At 64.8% G+C, this 24497-nt stretch carries 22 protein-coding genes; 7 read left to right on the top strand and 15 right to left on the bottom strand.

The window, feature by feature from the left end; genetic code table 11:
• Window positions 1-87: 87 nt before the first annotated feature.
• Window positions 88-1134, top strand: coding sequence for an NAD(P)-dependent alcohol dehydrogenase (locus G9U53_RS02385; RefSeq protein WP_042447438.1), 1047 nt, complete (start codon window positions 88-90; stop codon window positions 1132-1134).
• Between the two features lie 88 nt (window positions 1135-1222).
• Here G9U53_RS02385 and gatB read toward each other — a convergent pair whose 3' ends face one another.
• The 4 genes from gatB to G9U53_RS02365 form a co-directional block, all read right to left on the bottom strand.
• The gene (gene gatB / locus G9U53_RS02380; protein ID WP_007729370.1) at window positions 1223-2734 is read right to left on the bottom strand and encodes an Asp-tRNA(Asn)/Glu-tRNA(Gln) amidotransferase subunit GatB; all 1512 of its coding nucleotides are present in this window, start codon (window positions 2732-2734) and stop codon (window positions 1223-1225) included.
• 25 nt (window positions 2735-2759) lie between these two features.
• Window positions 2760-3791 (bottom strand): ATP-dependent 6-phosphofructokinase, encoded by a 1032-nt coding sequence (locus G9U53_RS02375; protein ID WP_019747919.1) that lies wholly within the window; start codon window positions 3789-3791, stop codon window positions 2760-2762.
• A gap of 115 nt (window positions 3792-3906) precedes the next feature.
• Window positions 3907-4569, bottom strand: coding sequence for a response regulator transcription factor (locus tag G9U53_RS02370; protein ID WP_054187770.1), 663 nt, complete (start codon window positions 4567-4569; stop codon window positions 3907-3909).
• A 9-nt stretch (window positions 4570-4578) separates the two neighbouring features.
• Complete coding sequence (locus G9U53_RS02365; RefSeq protein WP_054187771.1) at window positions 4579-5853, bottom strand: histidine kinase; 1275 nt, start codon at window positions 5851-5853, stop codon at window positions 4579-4581.
• A 164-nt stretch (window positions 5854-6017) separates the two neighbouring features.
• Between G9U53_RS02365 and G9U53_RS02360 the strand changes: the two genes are divergently transcribed.
• Both G9U53_RS02360 and G9U53_RS02355 read left to right on the top strand, forming a co-directional pair.
• Window positions 6018-6692, top strand: a complete 675-nt coding sequence (locus G9U53_RS02360; RefSeq protein ID WP_039973090.1) for a membrane protein — start codon at window positions 6018-6020, stop codon at window positions 6690-6692.
• Entirely contained in the window at window positions 6689-8077 is a 1389-nt protein-coding gene (locus G9U53_RS02355; protein WP_165638287.1) for an alpha/beta-hydrolase family protein, read from the top strand. Before G9U53_RS02360 ends, G9U53_RS02355 begins: the two co-directional genes overlap by 4 nt.
• Window positions 8078-8134: 57 nt before the next feature.
• On the opposite strand, the gene gatA is transcribed toward G9U53_RS02355, so the two are convergent.
• The gene (gene gatA, locus G9U53_RS02350; protein ID WP_007729384.1) at window positions 8135-9613 is read right to left on the bottom strand and encodes an Asp-tRNA(Asn)/Glu-tRNA(Gln) amidotransferase subunit GatA; all 1479 of its coding nucleotides are present in this window, start codon (window positions 9611-9613) and stop codon (window positions 8135-8137) included.
• Entirely contained in the window at window positions 9610-9909 is a 300-nt protein-coding gene (gatC, locus tag G9U53_RS02345) for an Asp-tRNA(Asn)/Glu-tRNA(Gln) amidotransferase subunit GatC (RefSeq protein WP_003944747.1), read from the bottom strand. Before gatC ends, gatA begins: the two co-directional genes overlap by 4 nt.
• 280 nt (window positions 9910-10189) lie before the next feature.
• On the opposite strand from gatC, the gene G9U53_RS02340 reads away from it, so the two are divergent.
• Complete coding sequence (locus tag G9U53_RS02340; RefSeq protein ID WP_003944719.1) at window positions 10190-10840, top strand: amino acid-binding protein; 651 nt, start codon at window positions 10190-10192, stop codon at window positions 10838-10840.
• A 13-nt stretch (window positions 10841-10853) separates the two neighbouring features.
• On the opposite strand, the gene G9U53_RS02335 is transcribed toward G9U53_RS02340, so the two are convergent.
• From G9U53_RS02335 to G9U53_RS02295, 9 genes are all read right to left on the bottom strand, one after another.
• The gene (locus tag G9U53_RS02335) at window positions 10854-11342 is read right to left on the bottom strand and encodes a GNAT family N-acetyltransferase (protein ID WP_003944764.1); all 489 of its coding nucleotides are present in this window, start codon (window positions 11340-11342) and stop codon (window positions 10854-10856) included.
• A 47-nt stretch (window positions 11343-11389) separates the two neighbouring features.
• On the bottom strand, window positions 11390-13492 hold the full coding sequence (ligA, locus tag G9U53_RS02330; RefSeq protein ID WP_165638286.1) for an NAD-dependent DNA ligase LigA: 2103 nt from the start codon (window positions 13490-13492) through the stop codon (window positions 11390-11392).
• A 60-nt stretch (window positions 13493-13552) separates the two neighbouring features.
• Window positions 13553-14575 (bottom strand): methionine synthase, encoded by a 1023-nt coding sequence (locus G9U53_RS02325; protein WP_165638285.1) that lies wholly within the window; start codon window positions 14573-14575, stop codon window positions 13553-13555.
• On the bottom strand, window positions 14572-15684 hold the full coding sequence (mnmA, locus tag G9U53_RS02320) for a tRNA 2-thiouridine(34) synthase MnmA (protein WP_042447455.1): 1113 nt from the start codon (window positions 15682-15684) through the stop codon (window positions 14572-14574). The genes G9U53_RS02325 and mnmA overlap by 4 nt, the downstream gene beginning before the upstream one ends.
• Window positions 15684-16913: a cysteine desulfurase family protein gene (locus tag G9U53_RS02315; RefSeq protein WP_019747909.1), complete on the bottom strand. Its 1230-nt coding sequence runs from the start codon at window positions 16911-16913 to the stop codon at window positions 15684-15686. Before G9U53_RS02315 ends, mnmA begins: the two co-directional genes overlap by 1 nt.
• Window positions 16914-16965: 52 nt before the next feature.
• The gene (locus G9U53_RS02310; RefSeq protein WP_007729400.1) at window positions 16966-17865 is read right to left on the bottom strand and encodes a lysophospholipid acyltransferase family protein; all 900 of its coding nucleotides are present in this window, start codon (window positions 17863-17865) and stop codon (window positions 16966-16968) included.
• Window positions 17865-18701, bottom strand: a complete 837-nt coding sequence (locus G9U53_RS02305; protein WP_064075199.1) for a GNAT family N-acyltransferase — start codon at window positions 18699-18701, stop codon at window positions 17865-17867. Before G9U53_RS02305 ends, G9U53_RS02310 begins: the two co-directional genes overlap by 1 nt.
• Window positions 18702-18835: 134 nt before the next feature.
• Window positions 18836-19792, bottom strand: coding sequence for an electron transfer flavoprotein subunit alpha/FixB family protein (locus tag G9U53_RS02300; protein WP_003944698.1), 957 nt, complete (start codon window positions 19790-19792; stop codon window positions 18836-18838).
• Window positions 19793-19840: 48 nt separating this feature from the next.
• Window positions 19841-20641, bottom strand: coding sequence for an electron transfer flavoprotein subunit beta/FixA family protein (locus G9U53_RS02295; RefSeq protein WP_003944754.1), 801 nt, complete (start codon window positions 20639-20641; stop codon window positions 19841-19843).
• Between the two features lie 271 nt (window positions 20642-20912).
• On the opposite strand from G9U53_RS02295, the gene G9U53_RS02290 reads away from it, so the two are divergent.
• Genes G9U53_RS02290 through G9U53_RS02280 form a run of 3 tightly spaced genes read left to right on the top strand, consistent with a single transcriptional unit; the run spans window position 20913 to window position 24489 of the window.
• Window positions 20913-21692, top strand: coding sequence for a class I SAM-dependent methyltransferase (locus tag G9U53_RS02290; protein WP_051720803.1), 780 nt, complete (start codon window positions 20913-20915; stop codon window positions 21690-21692).
• Window positions 21693-21721: 29 nt separating this feature from the next.
• Complete coding sequence (locus G9U53_RS02285) at window positions 21722-23248, top strand: glycoside hydrolase family 57 protein (protein ID WP_037125876.1); 1527 nt, start codon at window positions 21722-21724, stop codon at window positions 23246-23248.
• Window positions 23245-24489, top strand: a complete 1245-nt coding sequence (locus G9U53_RS02280; protein ID WP_003944732.1) for a glycosyltransferase family 4 protein — start codon at window positions 23245-23247, stop codon at window positions 24487-24489. Before G9U53_RS02285 ends, G9U53_RS02280 begins: the two co-directional genes overlap by 4 nt.
• Window positions 24490-24497: the final 8 nt, after the last annotated feature.

Genomic DNA, 24497 nt, shown 5'->3' with positions numbered 1-24497 from the left:
TGCACAGATGCGTACTCTTTTGTTAGCGGGGCTAAACACCACGCATTTGCCAGGACCGGTTGGCCCAACCACGACAAAGGAGTCGGTATGAAGGCAATCCAGTACACGAGAATCGGCGCAGAACCCGAACTCACGGAGATTCCCAAACCCGAGCCCGGTCCAGGTGAAGTGCTCCTGGAAGTCACCGCTGCCGGCGTCTGCCACTCGGACGACTTCATCATGAGCCTGCCCGAGGAGCAGTACACCTACGGCCTTCCTCTCACGCTCGGCCACGAGGGCGCCGGCCGGGTCGCCGCCGTCGGCGAGGGCGTCGAAGGGCTCGACATCGGAACCAATGTCGTCGTCTACGGACCCTGGGGCTGTGGCAGCTGTTGGCACTGCTCGCAAGGACTCGAAAACTACTGTTCTCGAGCAAAAGAACTCGGCATCAATCCTCCTGGTCTCGGTGCACCCGGCGCGTTGGCCGAATTCATGATCGTCGATTCACCTCGCCACCTCGTCCCGATCGGCGACCTCGATCCGGTCAAGACGGTGCCGCTGACCGACGCCGGTCTGACTCCGTATCACGCGATCAAGCGTTCACTGCCGAAACTTCGCGGTGGCTCGTACGCCGTCGTCATCGGTACCGGCGGTCTCGGCCATGTCGCCATCCAACTCCTCCGCCACCTCTCGGCAGCAACCGTCATCGCACTCGACGTGAGCGCGGACAAGCTCGAACTGGCAACCAAGGTAGGCGCTCACGAAGTGGTTCTGTCCGACAAGGACGCGGCCGAGAACGTCCGCAGGATCACCGGAAGTCAGGGCGCCGCACTGGTTCTCGACTTCGTCGGCTATCAGCCCACCATCGACACCGCGATGGCTGTCGCCGGCGTCGGATCGGACGTCACGATCGTCGGGATCGGCGACGGGCAGGCCCATGCCAAAGTCGGGTTCTTCCAAAGTCCTTACGAGGCTTCGGTGACAGTTCCGTACTGGGGTGCCCGCAACGAGCTGATCGAATTGATCGACCTGGCGCACGCCGGCATCTTCGACATCGCGGTGGAGACCTTCAGTCTCGACAACGGCGCCGAAGCGTATCGACGACTGGCCGCCGGAACGCTCAGCGGCCGCGCGGTTGTGGTCCCTGGTCTGTAGACCGACAGCGGCAAAACGACAGCGAAAAACACTGATGCCCGGCCGAATTCGATTCGGCCGGGCATCAGTGTCAGAAATTCAGTGTGCGCTAGCTGCACGCCTCGATGACAAGTTCCTTCACACGAGCCGCGTCTGCCTGTCCACGAGTGGCCTTCATGACGTCGCCGACGATCTTTCCGGCGGCCTGCACCTTGCCACTGCGAATCTTGTCCGCGATGTCGGGGTTCGCTGCGAGCGCTTCGTCGACGGCTGCCTTGAGCTTGGTTTCGTCACGTTCGACGACCAACTCCGGGTGGGCCGCGACAACCTGCTCCGGGTCACCCTCGCCGTCGAGGACGTGATCGACGACCTGGCGAGCCACTTTGTTGTTGAGCTTGCCGCTGTCGATGAGAGCTACGACCTGGGCAACCTGCGCCGGGGTGATCGGCAGAGCGCCGAGTTCGACGCCACGGGTGTTCGCCTGCTGTGACAGGTAGGACAGCCACCAGGAGCGCGCTGCCTCGGGCGAAGCACCGGCCTCGGTGGTCGCGATCACCAGATCGATGGCACCGGCGTTGACGAGGTCGCGCATGACCTCGTCGGAGATTCCCCAGTCCTTCTGGATCCGCGCACGGCGAATCCAGGGAAGCTCCGGCAAGGTACCGCGCAGTTCTTCGACCCACTCGGCGCTCGGAGCGACGGGCTCGAGATCCGGTTCCGGGAAGTAGCGGTAGTCCTCGGCCGTTTCCTTCCGGCGTCCCGCTGCGGTGGTGCCGTCGCCTTCCTGGAAATGGCGGGTCTCCTGGATGACCTCACCGCCGGCGTCGAGAACTGCTGCCTGACGGCGCATTTCGTAGCGAACTGCGACCTCGACGCTCTTGAGGGAGTTGACGTTCTTGGTCTCGGTGCGGGTCCCCAGTTCGGTGGAACCGATCGGCATGAGGGAGATGTTGGCGTCGCAGCGCATCGATCCCTGATCCATGCGGACGTCAGAGACGTCGAGGGACTTCAGCAGATCACGAAGCGCCGTGACGTACGCGCGAGCAACCTCGGGGGCGCGCTCACCGGCACCGTGGATGGTCTTGGTGACGATCTCCACCAAGGGAACGCCCGCACGGTTGTAGTCGAGCAGCGAATGGCTGGCACCGTGGATACGACCGGTAGCGCCACCCACGTGGAGGGACTTACCGGTGTCCTCCTCCATGTGGGCGCGCTCGATCTCGACGCGCCACGTCGTGCCGTCGTCGAGGATCACGTCGAGGTAACCCTCGGTTGCGATCGGCTCGTCGTACTGGGAGATCTGGTAGTTCTTCGGCTGATCCGGGTAGAAGTAGTTCTTGCGTGCGAATCGGCCCCACGGCGTGATGGAGCAGTTGAGCGCAAGGCCGATCCGGATCGCGGACTCGACAGCGGCTGCGTTCACCACCGGCAACGAACCGGGCATGCCCAGACAGACCGGGCACACCTGGGTATTGGGTTCGGCACCGAACTCGGTGGGGCACGGGCAGAACATCTTGGTCGCGGTGCCGAGTTCTACGTGCACCTCCATACCCATCACAGGCTCGTACTTGGTCAGTACTTCGTCGTAATCGAGGATGTCGGGCGCATCGACAGCAGTCATGGTGATCAGTTTATGCGTCTGCGGCTCAGCCGAAGAATGCGGCTGCCTCCTCGTAGCGCTCCTTGGGCACCGTCTTGAGTTTGCGGGTCGCCTCGGCGAGCGGAACGAGGTCGATGGACGTTCCGTGCAACGCGACCATCTGACCGAAATCTCCGCGGTGAGCTGCGTCGGTGGCATGAACGCCGAAGCGAGTGGCGAGGATGCGGTCGTGCGGCGTCGGGGTGCCACCGCGCTGAATGTGCCCGAGGACGGTGGTGCGAACTTCCTTGCCGATGCGGCGCTCGATCTCGTTTCCGAGCTGCTGCGCGACACCGGTGAAGATCTTGTGGCCGAACTCGTCTATGCCACCTTCGCGCAGGGTCATCGACGCGGGATCGGGCATCGCACCTTCAGCCACGACGCAGATGAAGTGGGAGTCGCCACGCTGGAAGCGCTTCTTGACCATCGCGCACACCTCGTCGACGTCGAACGGCTGTTCCGGAACCAGAGTCAGGTGTGCCCCCGACGCCAGTCCGGCCTGCAGCGCGATCCAGCCCGCATGCCGGCCCATGACCTCGACGAGCATGACGCGCTGGTGCGATTCGGCCGTGGTGTGGAGCCTGTCAATGGCGTCGGTGGCGACAGCCAAGGCGGTGTCGAAACCGAAAGTCACGTCCGTGCAGTCGATGTCGTTGTCGATCGTCTTGGGCACACCGATCACGGGTACGCCGCTCTCGGAAAGCCAACTGGCCGCGGTGAGAGTGCCTTCGCCGCCGATTGGGATCAGGACGTCGATCCCGTTGTCGTCGAGAGTCTGCTTGATCTGATCGAGGCCCGCACGGAGTTTGTCGGGGTTCACGCGAGCGGTGCCGAGGATCGTGCCGCCGCGGGTGAGGATGCGGTTGATGCGGTCATCGGAGTCGAGCGGGACCTTGCGGTCCTCGAGCAATCCTCGCCAGCCGTCCCGGAATCCGACCACGGTACTGCCGTAACGACCGGCCGACGTACGTACGACGGCGCGGATGACCGCGTTCAAGCCCGGGCAGTCGCCGCCGCCCGTGAGGATTCCGATTCGCATAGTGCAGCACCTCTCGTGACCGGATTGTGGATCTTGGTGTCCATCTTCCCCCAGTCACGGTATTGCCGCAGGATAGCGGCGTTGCCGAGCCGCAACGCCGCGCCGCACGGGACCCCTAACCCGGCGTGACGAGCCCGCTTTCGTACGCCAACACGACTGCCTGGGCGCGATCGCGCAGATCGAGCTTCGACAGCACCTTTCCGACATGGGTCTTGACGGTCTGCTCGGCGACGAACAGCCGCTCGGCGATCTCGACGTTGGACAATCCGCGGGCGATCAGTTCGAGGACCTCGCGCTCACGCGGGGTCAGGGCGTCCAGCGCTTCGGGCCGTGCGCGCGGGGCCGCCCGCCGGCTGGTCACATCGGCAATCAGACGCCGAGTCACCGTCGGCGCCAGCAAAGCCTGCCCTTCGGCAACGACGCGTACCGCCCGAATCAGCTCCTCAGCCGGTGCGTCCTTGAGCATGAAACCGCTCGCTCCGACGCTCAGGGCCTCGTAGACGTAGTCGTCGATGTCGAAAGTGGTGAGCATGAGGACTCGCACCGGCGGTTCCCATCCGGCGGACAGAATCTGGCGGGCAGCGTCGAGTCCGTTCATCTCGGGCATGCGAACATCCATCAAGACCACATCCGGACGCAATCGCGCGACCTCGGCGACGGCGATCTTGCCGTCCGGCGCATCGCCGATCACGCTGATGTCGGGCTGGGCGGAGAGTAGGGCTCCGAACCCTTGTCGAACCATCGCCTGGTCGTCTGCGATGAATACTGTGATGGGCACTCGGACAGCCTAGGCGGGCACCGACGGCAACTCGGCCCGGACCTCGAACCCTCCGTCCTCGCGCCGGTTTGCCAACAGCATGCCGCCCACCGCCGAAGCCCGCTCACGCATTCCGCGGATTCCGTTGCCACCAGTGGTTTCCGACGCCGAGTGCTGATTGCCACCCAATGGCGAAGGTCCGTTGTTCACGAGCGCGCTCACCGATTGCGGACCGAAGGCCACGGCGACCTCAATGGGTCCGCCTGGCGAATGCCTGGCCGCGTTGGTGATCGACTCCTGAATGATCCGGTAGAGCGCAAGGCCCGTGGATTCCGAGACCGACGCTCGATCGCCGTCGACTCGCCACGATACCGGCAAACCGGCACGGGTACTGCCGAGCAACAGTTCGTCCAACTGGTCGACGCCCGGTTGCGGAGCTGTCACCATGTGGTCCCCGTCGCTGCGCAGTACTCCGAGGAGACCACGAATCTCGTTGAGCGCTGCTCGCCCTGTCTCACTTATCGATTCGAATTCGGTTCGGATCTCCGGAGTGACTGCATCGAGTCTGTACGGCGCACTCTGAGCTTGCACGACCACCATCGACATGTGGTGGGCCACGATGTCGTGCAAGTCGCGCGCGATCCGCGCCTTCTCCTCGAGGATCGTGCGTCGAGTGCGTTCGAGTTCGCTGACTTCCTCCTGCTTGGCCAACTGGCGGCGCGAGAGGACCAACCAGCGGATCAACAGGCAGAAGACGACCAGGGCACTCAGCCCGACAGCCCAACCGGCGCCGTCGCTTCCCGGGGCGTTGCCGAGAAAGAGCAGCACCGTGGCGATCCAGGCGACACCGACAACCTGAATGGGCGCCCGCAGACTCACTGCGGCCAGCAACGACATCAGCACGATGATGTGGACGACCTGCCACGGGTAGTCGTAACCGGGAGTGTTGTCGAACACCAACGGGATGATCAACGCCGAGACCGCCGACACCGCCCACCCCAACGGAGCGTTGATCCGGATCAGGACGAACGGAAATGCAGCCAACGCGGCGACGAAGGGCATGATCGGCGGCGAAACATGATGCGTCAGTTGCAGTGTCGGCCAGGCAATCGAATAGAGGATCAGGGTGATCGCTACGATGACGATGTTCCAGAACTGACCGCGGGCCACGAAACTGGTTGCCCGACGCACTTTCTCCGAATGAACGACCGCCCCGTCGAGGCCGGACAGCATCGACCCGGCGGTGGCGTATGTCGGCGCGGGCACATCCGGTGCACCCTTGTTCTTCCTACGGACCTTGATCACTCGTCAAGCCTATGAAGGCGAACCCCGAAAGTCCTCATACTGCAGAGTGAGATCCCCCTACCTCCGAGGTATCACAGGGGAGGGAATTCTCACCCGAATGCGCGTCGGAGAACCCCTCCACAGAGCGATGACCGCCAGGATTGTCCGTTCATAGCGTGAACGGCATGCGGATCACACGGGTGAAAGACATCTCTCGAAGCGCCGGCACCTGGGCGGCCCTGGCGCTGGCTGCAACGGCAGCGATCACGGTCACCGCCGGAGCGAGCGGAGCCCAGTCGCCGCGCACCGAGAATTCGAACGCATCCAGGGCCATCGCCACCGTGACTACTGCGGATGCCGCTGACGCTGCGACCACCATCCCGGCGGACTTTGCGGCATTCGCCGGTTACACCCCCGCCGTCGTCGACGGATACCTCGCCAATCCCCACGGCGACTGCTCGTCGCCGGTCCCACTTCCCGACGAATTCGACTCGGCCTGCAAAGCGCACGATCTCGGCTACGACCTACTCCGCTACGCGCATTCGCACGGAACGGAACTGGGGCCGTGGGCACGTCAGGTCCTCGACGGTCAGCTCGACCAGCGAATGCATGCCGCGTGTGAAGACCGCACGTCCTTTCTCTCACGAGGGTATTGCTTCGCGATGGCCGATGTAGCCGTCACGGCTGTGAACGGAAACTCCTGGCGCCAAAGCTATCTGACGCCGGTCGCGGAATCGGGATTCGGTTACGGCACGGCCGGTGTTCTGGCAGTCTCCGCCTTCGGCTTCACCCTGATGCGATCGCGGCGCCTCGACCCGTCGAACGAGTTCTCCTACTCCCCGAAAGCGATTGCAGCATGAGCGTTCTGAATGCGTCACGGACCCCCGTCCTCGCCCGAGTCGGGGCGCTCGCACTCCCCCGCGTGTCCACGAGCGTCGCCGTGGCAGCGATGTCCGCCATCTCGCTGGCTCCCGGACTCCTGCCGCGATCAGCCGTACTACAAGGGGTGTTCAGCGGTCTGCTCGTCGCGGCCGGACTACTGGCGATGTGGGCGTTCTCCGCGGTAGCCCGTCGGCTCGTCCCCGACCGGGTCAAGGCCCGATTCGACGAACGTCATTGGCGCATCACCGCGTTCGGGTTGTCGACTGCCGGCACCGCAGTTGCGATGTTCGCCGCCGCCGGTTGGCAGAACTCGTTGCGAGCGGCGATGGGCGCACCGTCTGCCGGACTTCTCCACTGGGCGGAGGCGGGTTGCATTGCAGCACTGACCGCACTTGGTCTCTGGGGCCTCGGGATCGGAATTTCGAAGGCGCTGCGGTGGATGGGTTTCGCGCGGAGCGTCGGCGCACTGGTCATGGGTGTTCTCGGGGTGCAGTTGGTAGTCGGTCCCGTCGTGTGGAACGGCCTCGCCGATTCGTTCGACAAGTCCAACGCGTACATCGACACTGCTCTGACACAGCCACTTTCGGCCTCTGTGTCAGGCAGCCCCGAATCTCTCATCTCGTGGACGTCGATGGGGGCGGAGGGACGCAAATTCGTCGCAGCAGGCGAAGACTCGGTGCGTGTCTACGCCGGTTTGGATTCGGCACCCGACACTGCATCACGTGCCGCTCTCGCGGTGAGCGAACTCGATCGCGTCGGCGGCTTTGCCCGCAACAGCGTCGTAGTGGCCGTTCCGACCGGATCGGGGTGGATCGACACGCATGCAGTCGACGGTATCGAGCAACGGTTCGGCGGCGACGTCGCAATAGTCGGGCAGCAATACTCCGACGCACCCAGTTGGGCGACATTCCTGTTCAGCCGCGACGACGCCGAAGAATCGGCAACCGCTCTGTTCACCGCCGTCGGCAGCCACATTGCCGCCATGCCCGCCGAGGATCGACCGGACCTGTTCCTCTACGGACAGAGCCTCGGCGCCGTCGGCGGCAGCGCCGCACTGTCCGAGGGCAGTCCCATCGTCCCGTGCGACGTGTTGTGGGCAGGTCCCCCGGCCGGCGCGACACGGACGGACGGCGCAACCGTCCTAGCGAACACGTCCGACCCGGTGGTGTGGTGGTCCCCCGCCCTCGCGACGCAGAAGCCGGATCTGAGCCGTGCCGTGCAAGATGCACCGATCCCGCAGTGGATCCCGGGTGTCACGTTCTTGCAGACCACCGTCGACATGCTCGGTTCGCTCGGTGTCCCCGCCGGTCACGGCCATCGCTACGGAACCGATCAGGGGACGGCCCTGAGAACTTGCTCCTGAAACTGCTGTGCGCCTTTATTAACCGCGGGGGGTTGATAAAGGCGCACAGCAAACAGGTCAGACTGCAGTCGCGATCGGGCCGCGAGCTGCTTCGTAGGCCGCACCGACACGGTAGAGGCGCTCGTCAGCCATGGCGGGCGCCATGATCTGCAAGCCCACCGGCAGGTTGTCGTCCGCGGACAGGCCCGAGGGCACCGACATCGCGCAGTGTCCGGCCAGGTTGGTCGGCAACGTGCACAGGTCCGAGAGGTACATGGCCAACGGATCGCCGACCTTCTCCCCCAACTTCCACGGCGTGAACGGGCTGGTCGGCGAGACCAGTACGTCCACCTTCTCGTAGGCCTTGTCGAAATCGCGCGCGATGAGCGTACGAACCTTGAGCGCCGAACCGTAGTAGGCGTCGTAGTAGCCCGAGGACAGTGCGTAGGTGCCGATCATGATGCGGCGCTTGACCTCCGGACCGAAACCGGCAGCGCGGGTTGCCGCCATGACCTGGTCGGCACTCATGTTGCCGTCGTCGACACGCAGTCCGTAGCGCATGGCGTCGAAGCGAGCCAGGTTGGACGAGACCTCACTGGGCAGCACCAGGTAGTACGACGCGAGCGCATGCTCGAAGCTCGGGCACGAAACCTCGACAACTTCGGCGCCCAAAGCCTTGAGTTGCTCGACAGCAGCGTCGAAGGAAGCGATGACGCCGGGCTGGTAGCTGTCGGAGTGAAGTTCCTTGACCACACCGACTTTGACGCCGCGCAGGTCGCCGGCTGCACCTTCACGTGCCGCAGCGACCACCGGACGCACGGGGGCGTCGATGGACGTGGAGTCACGCGGATCGTGCCCGGCGATGACCTCGTGCAGCAGAGCGGTGTCGAGCACGGTGCGGCCACAGGGACCGCCCTGATCGAGCGAGGACGCGCACGCGACGAGTCCGAAGCGTGAGACAGTTCCGTACGTCGGCTTGGTTCCGACCGTCGCGGTGACCGCAGCGGGCTGACGGATCGAACCGCCGGTGTCAGTGCCGATGGCCAGCGGGGCCTGACGGGACGCGAGCGCCGCTGCGCTACCGCCGCCCGAGCCACCGGGGATGCGGGTGACGTCCCACGGGTTACGCGTCGGGCCGAAGGCCGAGTTCTCGGTCGAAGAGCCCATCGCGAACTCGTCGAGGTTCGTCTTGCCGAGGATCGGGATGCCGGCAGCGCGCAGCTTGGAGGTCAGAGTCGCGTCGTACGGCGCGACCCAGCCTTCGAGAATTTTCGACGCACAGGTGGTCGGCATGTCCGTCGTGGTGAAGATGTCCTTCAACGCGATCGGAACGCCGGCGAGTGCCGAAGCTGGTTCGTTTCCGCCTGCGAGCGAGTTGTCCACTGCTGCGGCGGCTTCGAGAGCCTGTTCGCCTGCAACGTGCAGGAAGGCGTGGTACTCGGTGTCGACGGCCGCGATGCGGTCGAGATGCGCCTGCGTGACCTCTACGGAGGACACCTCACGCGAGTGGATCTTGCCGGCAAGCTCAGCGGCGTCCAGCGTGGTCAGATCGGTCATTCGCCCTCTCCAAGGATCTGCGGAACCGCAAAGCGATCCTGTTCGACTGCGGGTGCTCCGGACAATGCCTGCTCGGGGGTCAACCCGGGCACGATCACGTCGGGGCGCGTCACGTTGGTGACGGCATTGGGATTCGCCATGGGCGGGACGTCGTCGGCCGCAACCTCGGTGACCACCTTGACGTGGTTGAGAATCGAATCCAACTGACCGGCGAACTCGTCGAGTTCGGCATCGGACAGGGCGAGTCTGGACAGCCGCGCGAGGTGCGCGACCTCGTCACGGGAGATGGCAGGCACCGCGGGGCCCCTTTCGGAAGAGGACGTGAACATTGCCGGTCCAGCCTAGTTGCTCGCCGCGACAGACCTGTAAGCACGCCCGCTGTATCGAACGACGAGCACGCTCACTGTGTCGATCGCCACGCCGAAAGCCCGCAGTGTGTTTCGCTCGTGTGACAAGCATGTGCATCTGGCGTGACGCCGCCGCGGCGCCCACCATCGCAGGTTGGGCAAGTGCAAAGATGAGTCAGGCCCGGGTCGACGTGATCCGGGCGAGAACCGATCAGCGAAAGGCACGCACGTGTCGTACCTGCTTCGCGTCCAACTGCCCGATCGACCAGGCAGCCTCGGCGCGCTCGCCGTAGCTCTCGGATCCGTGGGCGCAGACATCCTCTCCCTCGACGTCGTGGAACGAGGTGACGGTTTTGCCATCGACGACCTCGTGGTCGACGTCGAACCGGGCGCGCTGCCCGACACCTTGATCACCGCTGCCGAGCATCTACCGGACGTGCTGGTCGATTCGATCCGCCCCTACGCCGGGATTCTCGACACTCACCGTGAGCTCGAACTCATAGATTCCGTTGCGACGGCCCGAAACGATCGACTACAGGTCCTCGTCGACGGCGCGCCGCGTGTACTGCGAGTCGGCTGGTGCGTCGTCGCGGACATCGGCAAGCACGGTGCGTACCGCGTCGTCGGTAGCGCCGGCGCGCCGGAAACCCACGCCACCGACATTCCGTGGATGCCACTGGACAAGCCCACCGCCCTCGACGGCGAGGCCGACTGGGTTCCGGACGTATGGCGCGACATGAACACCAGCCTCGCTGCCGCACCTCTCGGCTCCGGCAATCGAGTCCTCATGCTCGGTCGTCCCGGTGGGCCCGAATTCCGCCCTTCGGAGATAGCCCGCCTCGGCTACCTCGCAGGAATCGTGGCGACGGTACTGGGTTGACCAGGCTGGCTGATCAGGCCAGGCCGCGAACCATGACGGTCAGTTCCATACCGCGAATCGGCTCCCACGCCCGCTCGGGATCGGGGACGAAACCGTTGCGGTCGTAGATACGACGGGCATCGACCATCTCGGGCTGCGTCGAGATGACCACCGAGTGATCGCCGCGGTCGTAGGCTTCGGCGATCACTGCGCGAACCAATGCGGTTCCGGCGCCCGATCCCCGAGCTTGCGGCGAGACTGCGAGCATGCGGAACTCGAGTTCGCCCTTCTGCGCAACATCCGCGAAGGGCGTGCCGGGTTCTGCGATCGTCAACGAGCCCACGACTTCGTCACCGAGAACCGCAACCAGCACCCGGCCCTGCTCCACCCGAGTTGCGGTGTCTCGCAGGCGCTCCGCGTACGGCGATCCGCCGGCGACAAATCCGCCACCCACGTACGACTGCACAGTCAGCTCCCCGACGGTCTCGAACTCAGCCGGTAGAACTTCACGAATCTCGATCATGGCGTCACTATCGCACCCAGCACACCAATCTCAGAAATCGGACAAAGTCACTCTGGTTCGTCCAAATCGGTGGGAGCGACCGCATCCGGGCCATCTTCGAGCAACCGCCGAAAGCCGTCTTCGTCGAGCACCGGCACACCCAATTCGACCGCCTTGTCGTGCTTGGAACCGGGTGCTTCACCGACGACGACAAACGCAGTCTTCTTCGAGACCGACCCTGCCGCCTTGCCGCCGCGCACCAGAATCGCTTCCTTCGCCTGATCACGTGAGTAGGTCTCGAGCGAACCGGTGACGACGATCGAGAGGCCCTCGAGATTGCGCGGAATCGAATTGTCGCGTTCGTCCTCCATGCGTACTCCGGCCGACGCCCACTTGTCGACGATCTGCTGATGCCAGTCGACGGAGAACCACTCCACGACGGCGGCGGCGATAGTCGATCCGACGCCGTCCACTGCAGCCAACTCGTCGACCGAGGCTTCCCGAATGCGTTGCAGCGAGCCGAATTCGCCGGCCAACGCCCTCGCGGCAGTGGGGCCGACGTGCCGAATCGACAGTGCCACAAGCACTCTCCACAGCGGCTTGTCCTTGGCCGAATCCAGGTTGGCCAGCAAGCGTTTTCCGTTGGCGGACAGGGATCCCGCATTGGTGCGGAAGATCGGAACTTCGATCAGTTTCTCGGCGTCGAGTGAGAAGAGATCGCCCTCGTCGCCGATGACCTTCGCCTCCAACAGCCCGGTCGCGGCCTCGTAACCGAGCACCTCGATGTCGAATGCACCGCGCCCCGAGACGTGGAACACGCGCTCGCGCAACTGCGCCGGGCAGTACTGCTGATTGGGGCATCGCACGTCGACGTCGCCCTCTTTCGCGGGTGCCAACGACGTGCCGCACTCGGGACAATGTGTCGGCATGACGAACTCGCGCTCGGTACCGTCACGAACGTCTGCCACGGGACCGAGAACCTCGGGGATGACGTCTCCGGCCTTGCGCAACACCACGGTGTCGCCGATCAGCACACCCTTGCGCTTGACCTCCGAGCCGTTGTGCAGCGTGGCCAAGGACACAGTGGAACCCGCCACCGTGACGGGTTCCATGTACGCGAACGGCGTCACACGACCCGTACGTCCGACACTGACCCGGATGTCGAGGAGCTTGGTCGTGACCTCTTCCGGCGGGTACTTGTACGCGATAGCCCACCGTGGTGCGCGCGACGTGGTGCCCAGACGTCGATGTAACGACATCTCGTCGACCTTGACCACCAACCCGTCGATCTCGTGCTCGACGTCGTGGCGGTGTTCTCCCCAGTACTTCATCTTCTCGACCACGGCGTCGGCGCCGACCACCCGTGAGGTGTGCGTGGACACCGGCAGACCCCAGGCGGCGAGGGCCACGTAGGCGTCGTACTGCGAGGCCGGCTCGAAACCTTCCATGCGCCCGAACCCGTGGCAGATCATTCCGAGGCGGCGACGCGCGGTGACGGCAGGATTCTTCTGACGCAGGGAGCCCGCCGCGGAGTTGCGCGGATTGGCGAACGGCGCCTTCCCCTCCTCCACCAGGGAGGCATTGAGTGCTGCGAAGTCCTCGAGGCGGAAGAACACCTCGCCACGCACCTCGAGCAGGCTCGGAATCGGGTACTCGTCCGTGGCGGTAAGGCGCTCCGGGATGTCGTTGATCGTCAGAGCGTTGAGCGTGACCAGCTCGCCCGTACGACCGTCACCGCGGGTTGCGGCACGAACGAGTTTGCCGTTCTCGTAGACGAGATTGAGGGCGACACCATCGATTTTCACTTCACAGAGATAGTGCAGTTCCGGCCCGGTTTCCTGCTCTACCTTGGCGATCCATGCTCGGAGCTCCGACTCGTCGAAGACGTTGTCGAGGCTGAGCATCCGCTCGAGGTGGTCGACGGACGTGAAGTCCGTCGCGAATCCGCCACCGACGAGTTGCGTCGGAGAGTCGGGAGTTCGCAGATCCGGGTACTGCTCTTCGAGAGCATTGAGCTGCCCGAGCAATGTGTCGAATGCACCGTCCGAAATGACGGGCGCATCACGAACGTAGTAGCGGAACTGATGCTGGCGTACCTCTTCGGCCAGCTCCGTCCACTGCTCGCGCGCCTCGTTGGGCGCTGGCTGCATTGCATCCGCGGTTTCAGTCACAGCTAGAAGATTATCGGTTCACACCGACACACCACACGACTCCACATCGGAACGCACACACTAGAACGCCGACGGATCGTCCACCAATGCCTTGCCGACGTCTGTACACAGCCGAAGGGCGGCACGAGCCCAGTCGAGGTTCGCACCCGAAAGACCGCAACGCGGAGTGACCGCGACCTGGGTCTGCAGGAGTTCACGAGAGAAGCCGAGACGATCTACCAGTGTGACGGCGGGCATCGCACACTCTTTCCACGTCACCGGCTTTTCCGGCTCCACGGACGGAACCAGACCGAGCGCCAATTCCTTGCCGGCGTCGAACAACTGGCCGATACCGTCGAGATCGCGTGAGCCGATGAGCGACATGTCGAAGCTCACGCCGAACGCCTGGCTTCGCCTCAGTAGATCCCACGGCATGTCTGTGCCGCAACTGTGGACGATTGTGGGCAGTCCGCAACCGCTGATCGTCGAGTCGAGTACGGCGAGTGCCTCGGGTTCCGGCAGTGCCGGAACGCTCTCCATCTTGGTGCGCCCAGGCAGCGAACCGGCCAGAACTGCCGCGATCTGCGGCTCGTCCAACTGAATCACCACTGCGGCGCCGGTGCGGCGAGTGACCTCGGCCGCATGACGCGCGAGACCCTCACCGAGTGATTCTGCGACGTCGCGGAGCGCACCGCGGTCGACGAGAACTCGCGAACCGTTTGCGACTTCGATCTCGGCGCCGAGTGTCAGCGGGCCGGCGACTTGGAGCTTGACGACGTGGTCTTCGCCGACCAAGCGCGCTGACTCCCAGGCTTCCTCGAGCGCGTCGAGATCCTGATTCAGAAAGTCCTCGGCTCGCTTCGCGACATTGCCCCTCCGAGGCACGACTCGATAGGCACGGGTCGAGGCGTCGAGGTTGATATCGACCAGAATTGCCCCCGCCCGGCCGACCATGTCAGCGCCGAGTCCGCGGCTCGGCAACTCCACCAGATGCGGGAAACCACCCAGCTCGCCGAGGATGGTTGCGGCACTTTCGCGGGCATCCGCGCCCGGCCAGGACCCGATTCCAGTGACGAGACCACCGATGGAAACCTGCTGCGTCACAGTGTGTTCGGCTCGGATTCGGTACCCGAGATGGTGCCACTGCCGAGGACCTGGTCACCCAGTTCGCGGTCGGGGCGATACAACACGACGGCCTGTCCCTTTGCGACGCCGGTCAGTGGTTCGCGCAACGAGATCGAGATACCGCCGCTTGAAGTACCGTCGTCGACGGCCTCCGCAACGGCCTGCGCCAGTCCACCGTGCGCACGAACCTGCACCATGCATTCGACGGGGCCCTCCGGCGCCTGGCCCGAGGTCCAGATCGCACGCTGCGCCGAGATGGCCCAGACGTCGAGATTCTTGGCCGAACCCACTCGGACCGTTCCGGTTTCGGGCTCGATCGCGGTCACGTACCGCGGACGGCCGTCACCCGCCGGACCTTCGACGCCGAGACCCTTGCGCTGTCCGATCGTGAAGCCGTGTACGCCGTCGTGCGCAGCGAGGACTTCACCCGAATCGGCGTCGACGACGCTTCCCGGACGAACGCCGATGCGCGCACCCAGGAATGCTCGGGTATCGCCGGTCGGGATGAAGCAGATGTCATGGCTGTCAGGCTTGTTCGCCACAGCCAGACCGCGCTCGGCGGCTTCCTCGCGGATCTGTTCTTTCGGTGTGTCACCGATCGGGAACATCGCTCGCGAAAGCTGCTCAGCCGTCAGCACACCGAGGACGTACGACTGGTCCTTGTCAGCGTCGACCGCCCGGCGCAGGACGCCGTCTTCGAGGCGCGCGTAGTGACCGGTCGCCACGGCGTCGAAGCCGAGAGCGACTGCACGGTCGGCGAGTGCGGTGAACTTGATCTTCTCGTTGCAGCGCAGGCACGGATTGGGGGTCTCACCCGCTGCGTACGACGCCACGAAGTCGTCGATCACGTCTTCCTTGAAGCGATCGGCGAAATCCCAGACGTAGAAGGGTATTCCGAGAACGTCGGCGGCGCGCCTGGCGTCGCCGGCATCTTCCTTCGAGCAGCATCCACGCGAACCCGTCCGCAATGCGCCCGGCGCCGTGGACAAAGCAAGATGAACGCCGACGACGTCGTGTCCGGCGGCGACAGCGCGGGCGGCGGCGACAGCGGAGTCGACACCTCCGCTCATGGCTGCGAGTACTCGCATCAGCGATCCCCTCCACGCGAACCGGCACCGGCAAGACCGGCGGCCCGAGCGCGCTCTACTACTTGTGGAAGCGCAGCGATGAGCGCGTCCACATCGGTGACACTCGACGTATGTCCGAGCGAAAATCTCAGTGAGCCACGCGCGACGGGCGATTCGACGCCCATCGCGATCAAGACATGGCTGGCTCTGGCCACACCGGCGGTGCAGGCCGAACCGGTGGAACATTCGATACCGGCGGCGTCGAGCAGCATCAGCAACGAATCGCCCTCGCAGCCAGGGAAGGTGAAGTGCGCGTTACCGGGAAGCCGATCGGATCCGGTCGGGCCGTTGAGCACCGACTCGGGAAGAATCTCCAGGACTCCGTCGATCAAACGGTCACGCAACTGCGCCAATTCCCTTGTGCTGGAATCGAAGTTCTCGACGTTTGCGCGCAGCGCCGCAGCCATCCCGACAACGCCCGCAGTATCCGGAGTGCCCGAACGCAGATCACGTTCGTGTCCGCCGCCGTGGAGGAGCGGCACACACGGAACCTGGCGTCCGAGCAGCAGTGCGCCGACGCCGTGCGGACCACCGAACTTGTGTGCCGCGATGCTCAGCGCGGACAACTTGCTCGCCGCGAAATCGACCGGCAATTGCGCAACGGCCTGAACCGCGTCGCTGTGCATCGGAATCTCGAACTCAGCCGAAATCTCCGCCAACTCCACGATCGGCATGATGGAGCCGACCTCGTTGTTGGCCCACATCACCGTCACGAGTGCTACCTCGTCGGCGTGGACGGAAAGCTCGTCGCGCAAGGTCTGCGGGTCGACGACACCGTTCTCGTCGACCGGCAACCACGTCACGCGCGCGCCCTCGTGCTGCTCGAGCCACTCGACGGCGTCGAGCACCGCATGATGCTCGACGGAGCTGGCCAGGATGCGAGTGCGTCGCGGGTCTGCGTCACGGCGAGCCCAGTAGATGCCCTTGACCGCGAGATTGTCGCTCTCGGTGCCTCCGGAGGTGAAGATGACCTCCGACGGCCGCGCACCCAGGCTGGCGGCGATCGATTCCCGCGATTCCTCGACGCGGCGCCGGGCCGCACGGCCGGAGCCGTGCAGCGAGGACGCGTTACCCACGGTTTTGAAGGTATCGGTCATCGCCTCGATAGCGGCTGCCGACATCGGAGTCGTGGCGGCATGATCGAGGTACACCGGAAATCCGGCGTGGGCACTGTGTGCAGGCAGAGTCATGGCTTGACAAGGATAGCCCAGCACGAGAGTTCGACCAGCCTCGCTCAGCAGGCTAAGCGCTCATCGCCGGGGAAGGATCGATTTGTCCCACGGCTTGTGTCACGAGTTCCGGTGCGGGGTCGAAGATGTCGTGAGCTGCCAGATCGATGATGTCGACGCCGCGTACGGCTCTCTCGCATCGCTGCGCGAGATCGGCTCGACACTCCCCTGCCTCCTCGAGCGGAGCCAGCCTGACCTTCACCTCGACGTTCTTCTGACGCAGGATCCGACGGATGGACTGACCGATCGTTTCGGTGCCGACAAAGCAGGGTCCGGTGCACAGGGAACCGTCGGCGTTCTCGTAGCGGATCGCCATCGGCTGAACCGGGCATTCGGCGTCGACGGCTGCTTGGAACATCGCCGGACGAAAACCGCCGTACGCCCGCCCGCACCAGGTCGTTCCCTCGGGGAACACCATCACCCGGACACCTCGCTGCAGGCGTTCGCGAACGACGTCGACGGTTCCGGGGAGTTCACGCAGGCGAGCGCGGTCGATGGGGACGACGCGCATCCGGCGCGCGAGACCGCCGAGCACTGCCCAGTCGAGCAGGTCGGCGCGGGCGACGAAGTTGGCCGGAGCAACGGCGCTCGCGACGAGGACATCGGTCCAGGACACGTGACCGGCGACAACCATGACCCCGTCAGGTTCCGCGCGCCCCAACCGCTGATCGTCGACCGTCAGCTTCATCCCCAGACAACGAAGCAACGCGCGCGAGTATCCGCGTTGCATCTCAGTACGCCAGGTGCGCGGGAGCAGCCAGCCGGCCGAAAGCACAGGCGCAGTCAACAGTGCGGCACCGACCATGACCCCGCGGGCCATCACGGTGATACTCGACACACCGGGTGCGTCCGCGGGTAGGCACCCGTCGCCGCAGGGGCTCGTCGGCACCCAGTACGGCACCGCCGCGGTCATCAGCCGATCCCCGACTCGTGTGCGGCGGCCGCCGATCGCAGCCGTTCCAGATAGCGCTTGTTGGCGGAGTGAAGGCCCTGCAGCGCAACAAAATCGGCCACACCGAACTCGGGATCGTGAGCAGGTTCCCCGCAGATCATCGCGCCCATCCGCAAGTAACCACGGAGCAACGGTGGCATCGTCACGCGTTCCGGTGCGGCGATCTCGTCGAGCGTCAGACCCCCGAGGACCACCGGGTTTCGTGGGATCACCCGCCGCGACCCCGGACTGGCGTGCTTGTTCATCACGAAGTCACGGACGCCGCGGACATCGGCGCCGGCGATTGAATCGGGGCTCGGCAAGACGGGCACGGAGACGCAGCCCATCACCCACTCGTATCCGGTCAATTCGAGATAGTGCAGGATGCCCGACCACATCAGGCTCAGGACGGATCCGGTGCGGTGCGCGGGATCGACGCACGCACGACCCATTTCGACGATCCTGTTCGACACCGGATCGAGCGCGGAGATGTCGAATTCGGTTGCGGTGTAATACCCACCCGCCGCCGCGGCGGAATCCGGCGGCAGCATTCGGTAGCAGCCGACGTACTCCTCGGTGATGTTGTCACGAACGAGTAGATGATCACAGAATTCGTCGAAGGCGTCGGCGTCGAGTTCGAACACCCCGGCCGAAGCGGGGAGGGAGAAGCCTGGCTCGGAGGCGAACACTCGGTATCGAAGGCGCTGCGCAGCGACACGATGCTCGCGGTCGGAGGAGACGATCAGGGAATATCTCGGCTGGGCGACCTCACGGCCGAGATTGTCACTCGCGGAGCGAAGGACTGACGTAATTGTCATGCGCAAGGTTTATCGAGCGCGAACGGCGTCTCGGTATCGACGAAGTGACATGCCGATGCAGGCCGGGTGAATAAAGCACTGTGCGCCTTTATCAACCGCGGGGGTTGATAAAGGCGCACAGCAGTTTGTGCTTTTCAGCCCTTGTGGGACTTCACAGCTTCGGTGAGCTGCGGTGCGACGTTGAACAGGTCGCCCACGATGCCGAAGTCGGCGATCTCGAAGATGGGTGCCTCTTCGTCCTTGTTGACCGCGACGATGGTCTTGGACGTCTGCATGCCGGCACGGTGCTGGATGGCACCGGAAATGCCGAGCGCGATGTACAGCTGCGGCGAGACCGTCTTACCGGTCTGACCGACCTGGAACTGTCCGGGGTAGTAACCCGAGTCCACAGCGGCACGCGAAGCACCGACTGCAGCGCCGAGGGAGTCGGCCAGCTCTTCGACGACGGAGAACTTGTCCGCGCTGCCGACACCACGTCCACCGGAGACGACAACCGACGCCTCGGTGAGCTCCGGGCGGTCGCCGCCGACAATGGGCTCACGCGAGGTGACCTTGACGGCACTCTCGTCCTGGGCCGGAACCTCGACGGTGATCTGCTCGCCTGCGCCGGCCTGCGGAGCAGCCTCGACTGCGCCCGGACGAACCGAGTAGACCGGAACGTCGCCGTTGGCCTTGGCCTCGACGGTGAACGCGCCACCGAAGATGGAGTGGACGCCGGTGCCGTCAGCCTTGATCTCGATGACGTCGGTCAGCAATCCGGAGCCCAGACGTGCGGCCAGACGACCGGCAACCTCTTTGCCCTCGGTGCCGGCTGCGGTGATGACTGCTGCCGGGCTGGTGGACTCGACCAGAGCGGCGAGAACGTCGACCTTGGGGGTGACCAGGTAGCCGTCGATGTCGTCGGACTCGGCGACGTAGATCTTCTCGGCGCCGGCTGCTGCCAGAGCGTCGGCGAGCTTTGCTGCGGTGCCCGCGGGGCCGGCGACAACTGCCGACGGCTCACCGAGTGCGCGTGCAGCGGTGATGAGTTCGGTGCTGACCTTCTTCAGCGCACCCTCTGCGTGCTCTACGAGCACAAGTACTTCTGCCATGACTTAACTCTCCCTGAGTTCTTCTGCTGGATGTCTAGAAGGGCGCGATCAGATGACCTTGTTGCTGACGAGGTACGCGGCAATCTTGGTGCCACCGTCTCCCTCGTCGACGATGCGCTCACCAGCGGTACGGGGGGGCTTGGGGGTGGAGGACGTCACGGTGGTGCCGGCGTTGGCAACTCCGACGGTCTCCGGGTCGACTCCGAGGTCGGCCAGCGTGTAGACGAGAACTTCCTTCTTCTTCGCGGCCATGATGCCCTTGAAGGACGGGAAGCGCGGCTCGTTGATCTTCTCGGTGACCGAGACGATCGCGGGCAGCGAAGCCTCGAGGCCGAAGACGCCCTCGTCGGTCTCGCGCTCACCGGTGATCTTGCCGTCGGCGACGACGACCTTGCGCAGCTGCGTGAGCTGCGGGATGCCCAGGTACTCGGCGATGATGGCCGGAACAGCGCCGACGCGGCCGTCGGTGGCCTCGTTGCCGGCGATGATCAGGTCGGCAGGCTCGTCGTTCTCGAAGGTGATCTGTCCGAGAGCAGCAGCGAGCGTCCATGCGGTCTGGATCGCGTCGGAGCCGTGCAGTGCCGGGTCGTTGATGTGGACGGCCTTGTCGGCGCCCATCGAGAGAGCCTTGCGGATAGCGTCGGTGGCGCGGTCGGGACCTGCGGACAGCACCGTAACCTCACCGCCCTGAGCTTCCTTGATGAGGAGTGCTTCTTCGACGGAGCGCTCGTTGATCTCGTCGAGGACTGCGTCGGCGGCTTCACGGTCAAGCGTGTAGTCGCCGTCGGTCAGCTTGCGCTCGGACCATGTGTCGGGGACCTGCTTGATCAAAACAACGATATTCGTCATGGGTCTTCGTCGACCTCCTGTGTGTAATTCACCTGATAAATCGTCTGTGGTGCTCGCGCAGTCCGAGCGTCCGAAAAGAGAGTCCGACAGGTCTCCCTACGGGCGAATTTCTCGGTTCACGTCGGCTGTGCGTTAGATTACCCCACGTTAAGTTACCGGTGGGTAACTTAACGTGGAACCTCGTCCACCATAACGGCACGAACAGGAATTGACAGCAGTGATCTGGACCACGGCGAACACGTTCTACTCGGATGGCACTAATCTCGCACGGGTGAGTGAAACGAGTGTCAGCAACCACGAGGACGCACCCCTGCCCTTGACGGGCGAACGAACCGTGCCAGGAATCCCCGAGGAGAACTACTGGTTCCGACGCCACGAAGTGGTGTACCGCGCACTTCTGGAGCGCTGCACGAACCGCCGAGTCCTCGAGGCCGGTTCCGGAGAAGGCTACGGCGCCAACATGATTGCTGACGTCGCAACAAAGGTTACCGGCCTCGACTACGACATCTCCGCGGTCGAGCACGTCCGTGCCCGCTACCCCCGCGTCGAGATGCTCCACGGCAACCTCGCCGAGCTTCCACTGGCCGACAACTCGGTTGACGTCGTCGTCAATTTCCAGGTGATCGAGCACCTGTGGGATCAGGGTCAGTTCCTACGCGAATGCTTCCGAGTTCTCGCTCCCGGCGGTGAACTTCTCATCAGCACCCCCAACCGGATCACCTTCTCCCCCGGCCGCGACACGCCGCTCAACCCTTTCCACACTCGTGAGCTCAACGCCTCCGAAATGACCGAATTGCTCGAAGACGCCGGATTCCGCGTTCAGTTGATGACCGGCGTCCACCACGGTTCACGTCTGAAGGAACTCGACGCCAAGCACGGCGGATCGTTCATCAATGCGCAGATCGACCGCGCGTTGGCCGGCGAGCCCTGGCCGGAAGATCTCACCCGCGACGTCGAGGGCATCACCGTCGACGACTTCAGCATCAGCGAACCCGACATCGACGACAGCCTCGACCTCGTCGCTATTGCCGTGAAGGAATCCGGCGAGTGAGTAACGCAACACCCGTCACCGAACCGGGGATGTTCGCCCTGGTTCTGCACTCCCATCTGCCGTGGCTCGCCAACCACGGCAGATGGCCCGTCGGCGAGGAATGGATCTACCAGTCCTGGGCTGCGTCGTACATTCCGCTCGCCGCCGCGCTACGTCGCCTGGCCGACGAGGGCCGATCGCACCTGCTGACGCTGGGAATCACGCCGGTGCTCGCGGCCCAGTTGGACGATCCCCACTGCCTCGCCGGGATGCATCACTGGCTCGGCAACTGGCAAATCCGCGCCCACGAGGCTGCCGGCATGCCGGACGCGGCGCACCGCGAACTCGGCGCGCGCGAGCACCGGGCCTCAGCTGCCGCTCTCGCAGATTTCGAGACTCACTGGCAGCACGGCGCCTCACCGGTGTTCCGCGACCTCATCGATCGCGAGGCCTTCGAGCTTCTCGGCGGGCCGCTGGCCCACCCGTTCCAACCGCTGCTCGATCCTCGCTTGCGGGCGTTCTCCCTCCGCGAAGGTCTCGCCGACGCGCATGCCCGGTGGAATCACACTCCGACCGGGATCTGGGGACCCGAGTGCGGGTACACCCCGGGCATGGAGCGCGGGTACGCCGAAGCGGGCGTCACCCACTTCATGGTCGACGGCCCCGCCTTGCGCGGCGACACGTCCCTCGGCCGCCCGGTTCGAGAATCCGACGTGGTTGCATTCGGCCGCGACCTGCAGGTCAGCTACCGCGTCTGGTCCCCCAAATCCGGATATCCGGGACACGCCGCCTACCGCGACTTCCACACCTACGACCACGAGACGGGCCTCAAGCCGTCGCGGGTCACCGGACGGACCGTCGACTCCGCCGACAAGTTGCCGTACGACCCCGAACTCGCCGCCGCCGCCGTCGACAAGCATGTCGCCGACTTCGTCGAAACCGTTCGGGCGCGTCTGCGCAGTGAATCCACCCGCATCGGCCGCGACGCCCTGGTGGTCGCAGCTTTCGACACCGAACTGTTCGGGCACTGGTGGCACGAGGGTCCGCAGTGGCTCGAAAAACTCCTGCGCGCGCTTCCCGAGGCCGGAATTCGCGTCGGCACCCTCGCCGACGCCAAGGCATCGGGATACGTCGGCGAACCCGTTCAACTCGAGGATTCGTCCTGGGGATCGGGTAAGGACTGGCGTGTCTGGGCCGGCGATCAGGTGTCCGACCTGGTGCAACTGAACTCCGAGGTGGTCGATACCGCGCTCACCACCGTGGACAAGTCTCGCGGACGCGACAACGCACCCGGCCGACCGGAACTGCGAAACCGGGTCAACGATCAGGTACTTCGCGAGACACTGATGACAGTTTCGAGCGATTGGGCATTCATGGTGAGCAAGGATTCGGCCGCGGGGTACGCCCGCGAACGCGCACACAAGCACGCCCACGCGACCAGGGAAATCTCCGAAGCGCTCGTTTCCGGCCGCGATGCCGTCGCCGAGCGACTCGCCGAAGGCTGGAATCGCGCCGACGGGTTGTTCCCGGGACTGGATGCTCGCCGTCTACCTGACACAGAACTGAGTCCGTCGTGAAAATTCTCATCGTCTCGTGGGAGTACCCACCGGTCGTCGTCGGCGGGCTCGGTCGACACGTCCACCATCTCGCCACCGAATTGGCAGCCGCGGGCCACGAGGTCGTGGTTCTCTCGCGCCGCCCCTCCGGCACGGATGCGTCGACGCACCCGACGATTACGCACATTTCCGAAGGCGTCCTTGTCGTCGCAGTGGCCGAGGACCCCGCGCACTTCGTCTTCGGCGAGGACATGCTCGCGTGGACCCTCGCGATGGGTCACGCGATGGTCCGTGCCGGGATGGCGCTGCACAAGCCAGGAGTGGGCGAGGGCTGGCAGCCCGACGTCGTGCACGCGCACGACTGGCTGGTCGCACATCCGGCGATCGCCCTGGCCGAATTCTATGATGTCCCACTGGTTTCCACACTTCACGCCACCGAGGCGGGTCGCCACAGCGGCTGGATCTCCGGACGCATCAACCGCCAGGTCCACTCCGTCGAGTGGTGGCTGGCAAACGAATCCGACTCTCTCATAACTTGTTCGGCGTCCATGCAGGAAGAAGTGACCGAGCTCTACGGCCCGACGCTGCCGCCGATCACCGTCATCCGCAACGGAATCGACGTGACCACGTGGAACTTTCGCGAACGTGGACCGCGATCCGGACCGCCGAAACTCCTCTTCGTCGGCCGCCTGGAATACGAGAAGGGCGTGCAGGACGCCATCGCAGCACTCCCCCGAATCCGTCGTAGCCACCCCGGCACGACCCTCGCGATCGCGGGCGAAGGCACCCAGTTCACCTGGCTCTACCAACAGGCACGCACGCATCGCGTCGCGCGGGCGGTGGACTTTCTCGGCAACCTCGATCACACGGAACTGCTCAGCTGGCTGCACGGAGCGGACGCCATCGTCCTGCCGTCGCGCTACGAGCCGTTCGGAATCATCGCCCTCGAAGCGGCGGCGGCCGGCACTCCGCTGATCACGTCCACCGCAGGCGGACTGGGCGAAGCCGTCGTCGACGGGGTGACGGGGATGTCCTTCCAACCGGGCGACATCGCCGGGCTCACCTCGGCTGTCCGCGAGGTACTCGACGATCCCGCCGGGGCACAGGAACGGGCAGTGGCCGCCCGCGCACGCCTGACATCGGACTTCGACTGGCATCAGGTCGCCGAGGAGACTGCTCACGTCTACGCGGGCGCGAAGCGTCGGGTGCGGCAGCCGTTGGCACGGCCACAGATTCCCGAGCGGCCGCTCCCTGGTCGCTGACGCGCTGA

It is taken from the genome of Rhodococcus sp. D-46 (assembly GCF_011290655.1).
Lineage (GTDB): Bacteria > Actinomycetota > Actinomycetes > Mycobacteriales > Mycobacteriaceae > Rhodococcus_F > Rhodococcus_F qingshengii.
This window is presented reverse-complemented; position numbering and strand designations above follow the sequence as displayed.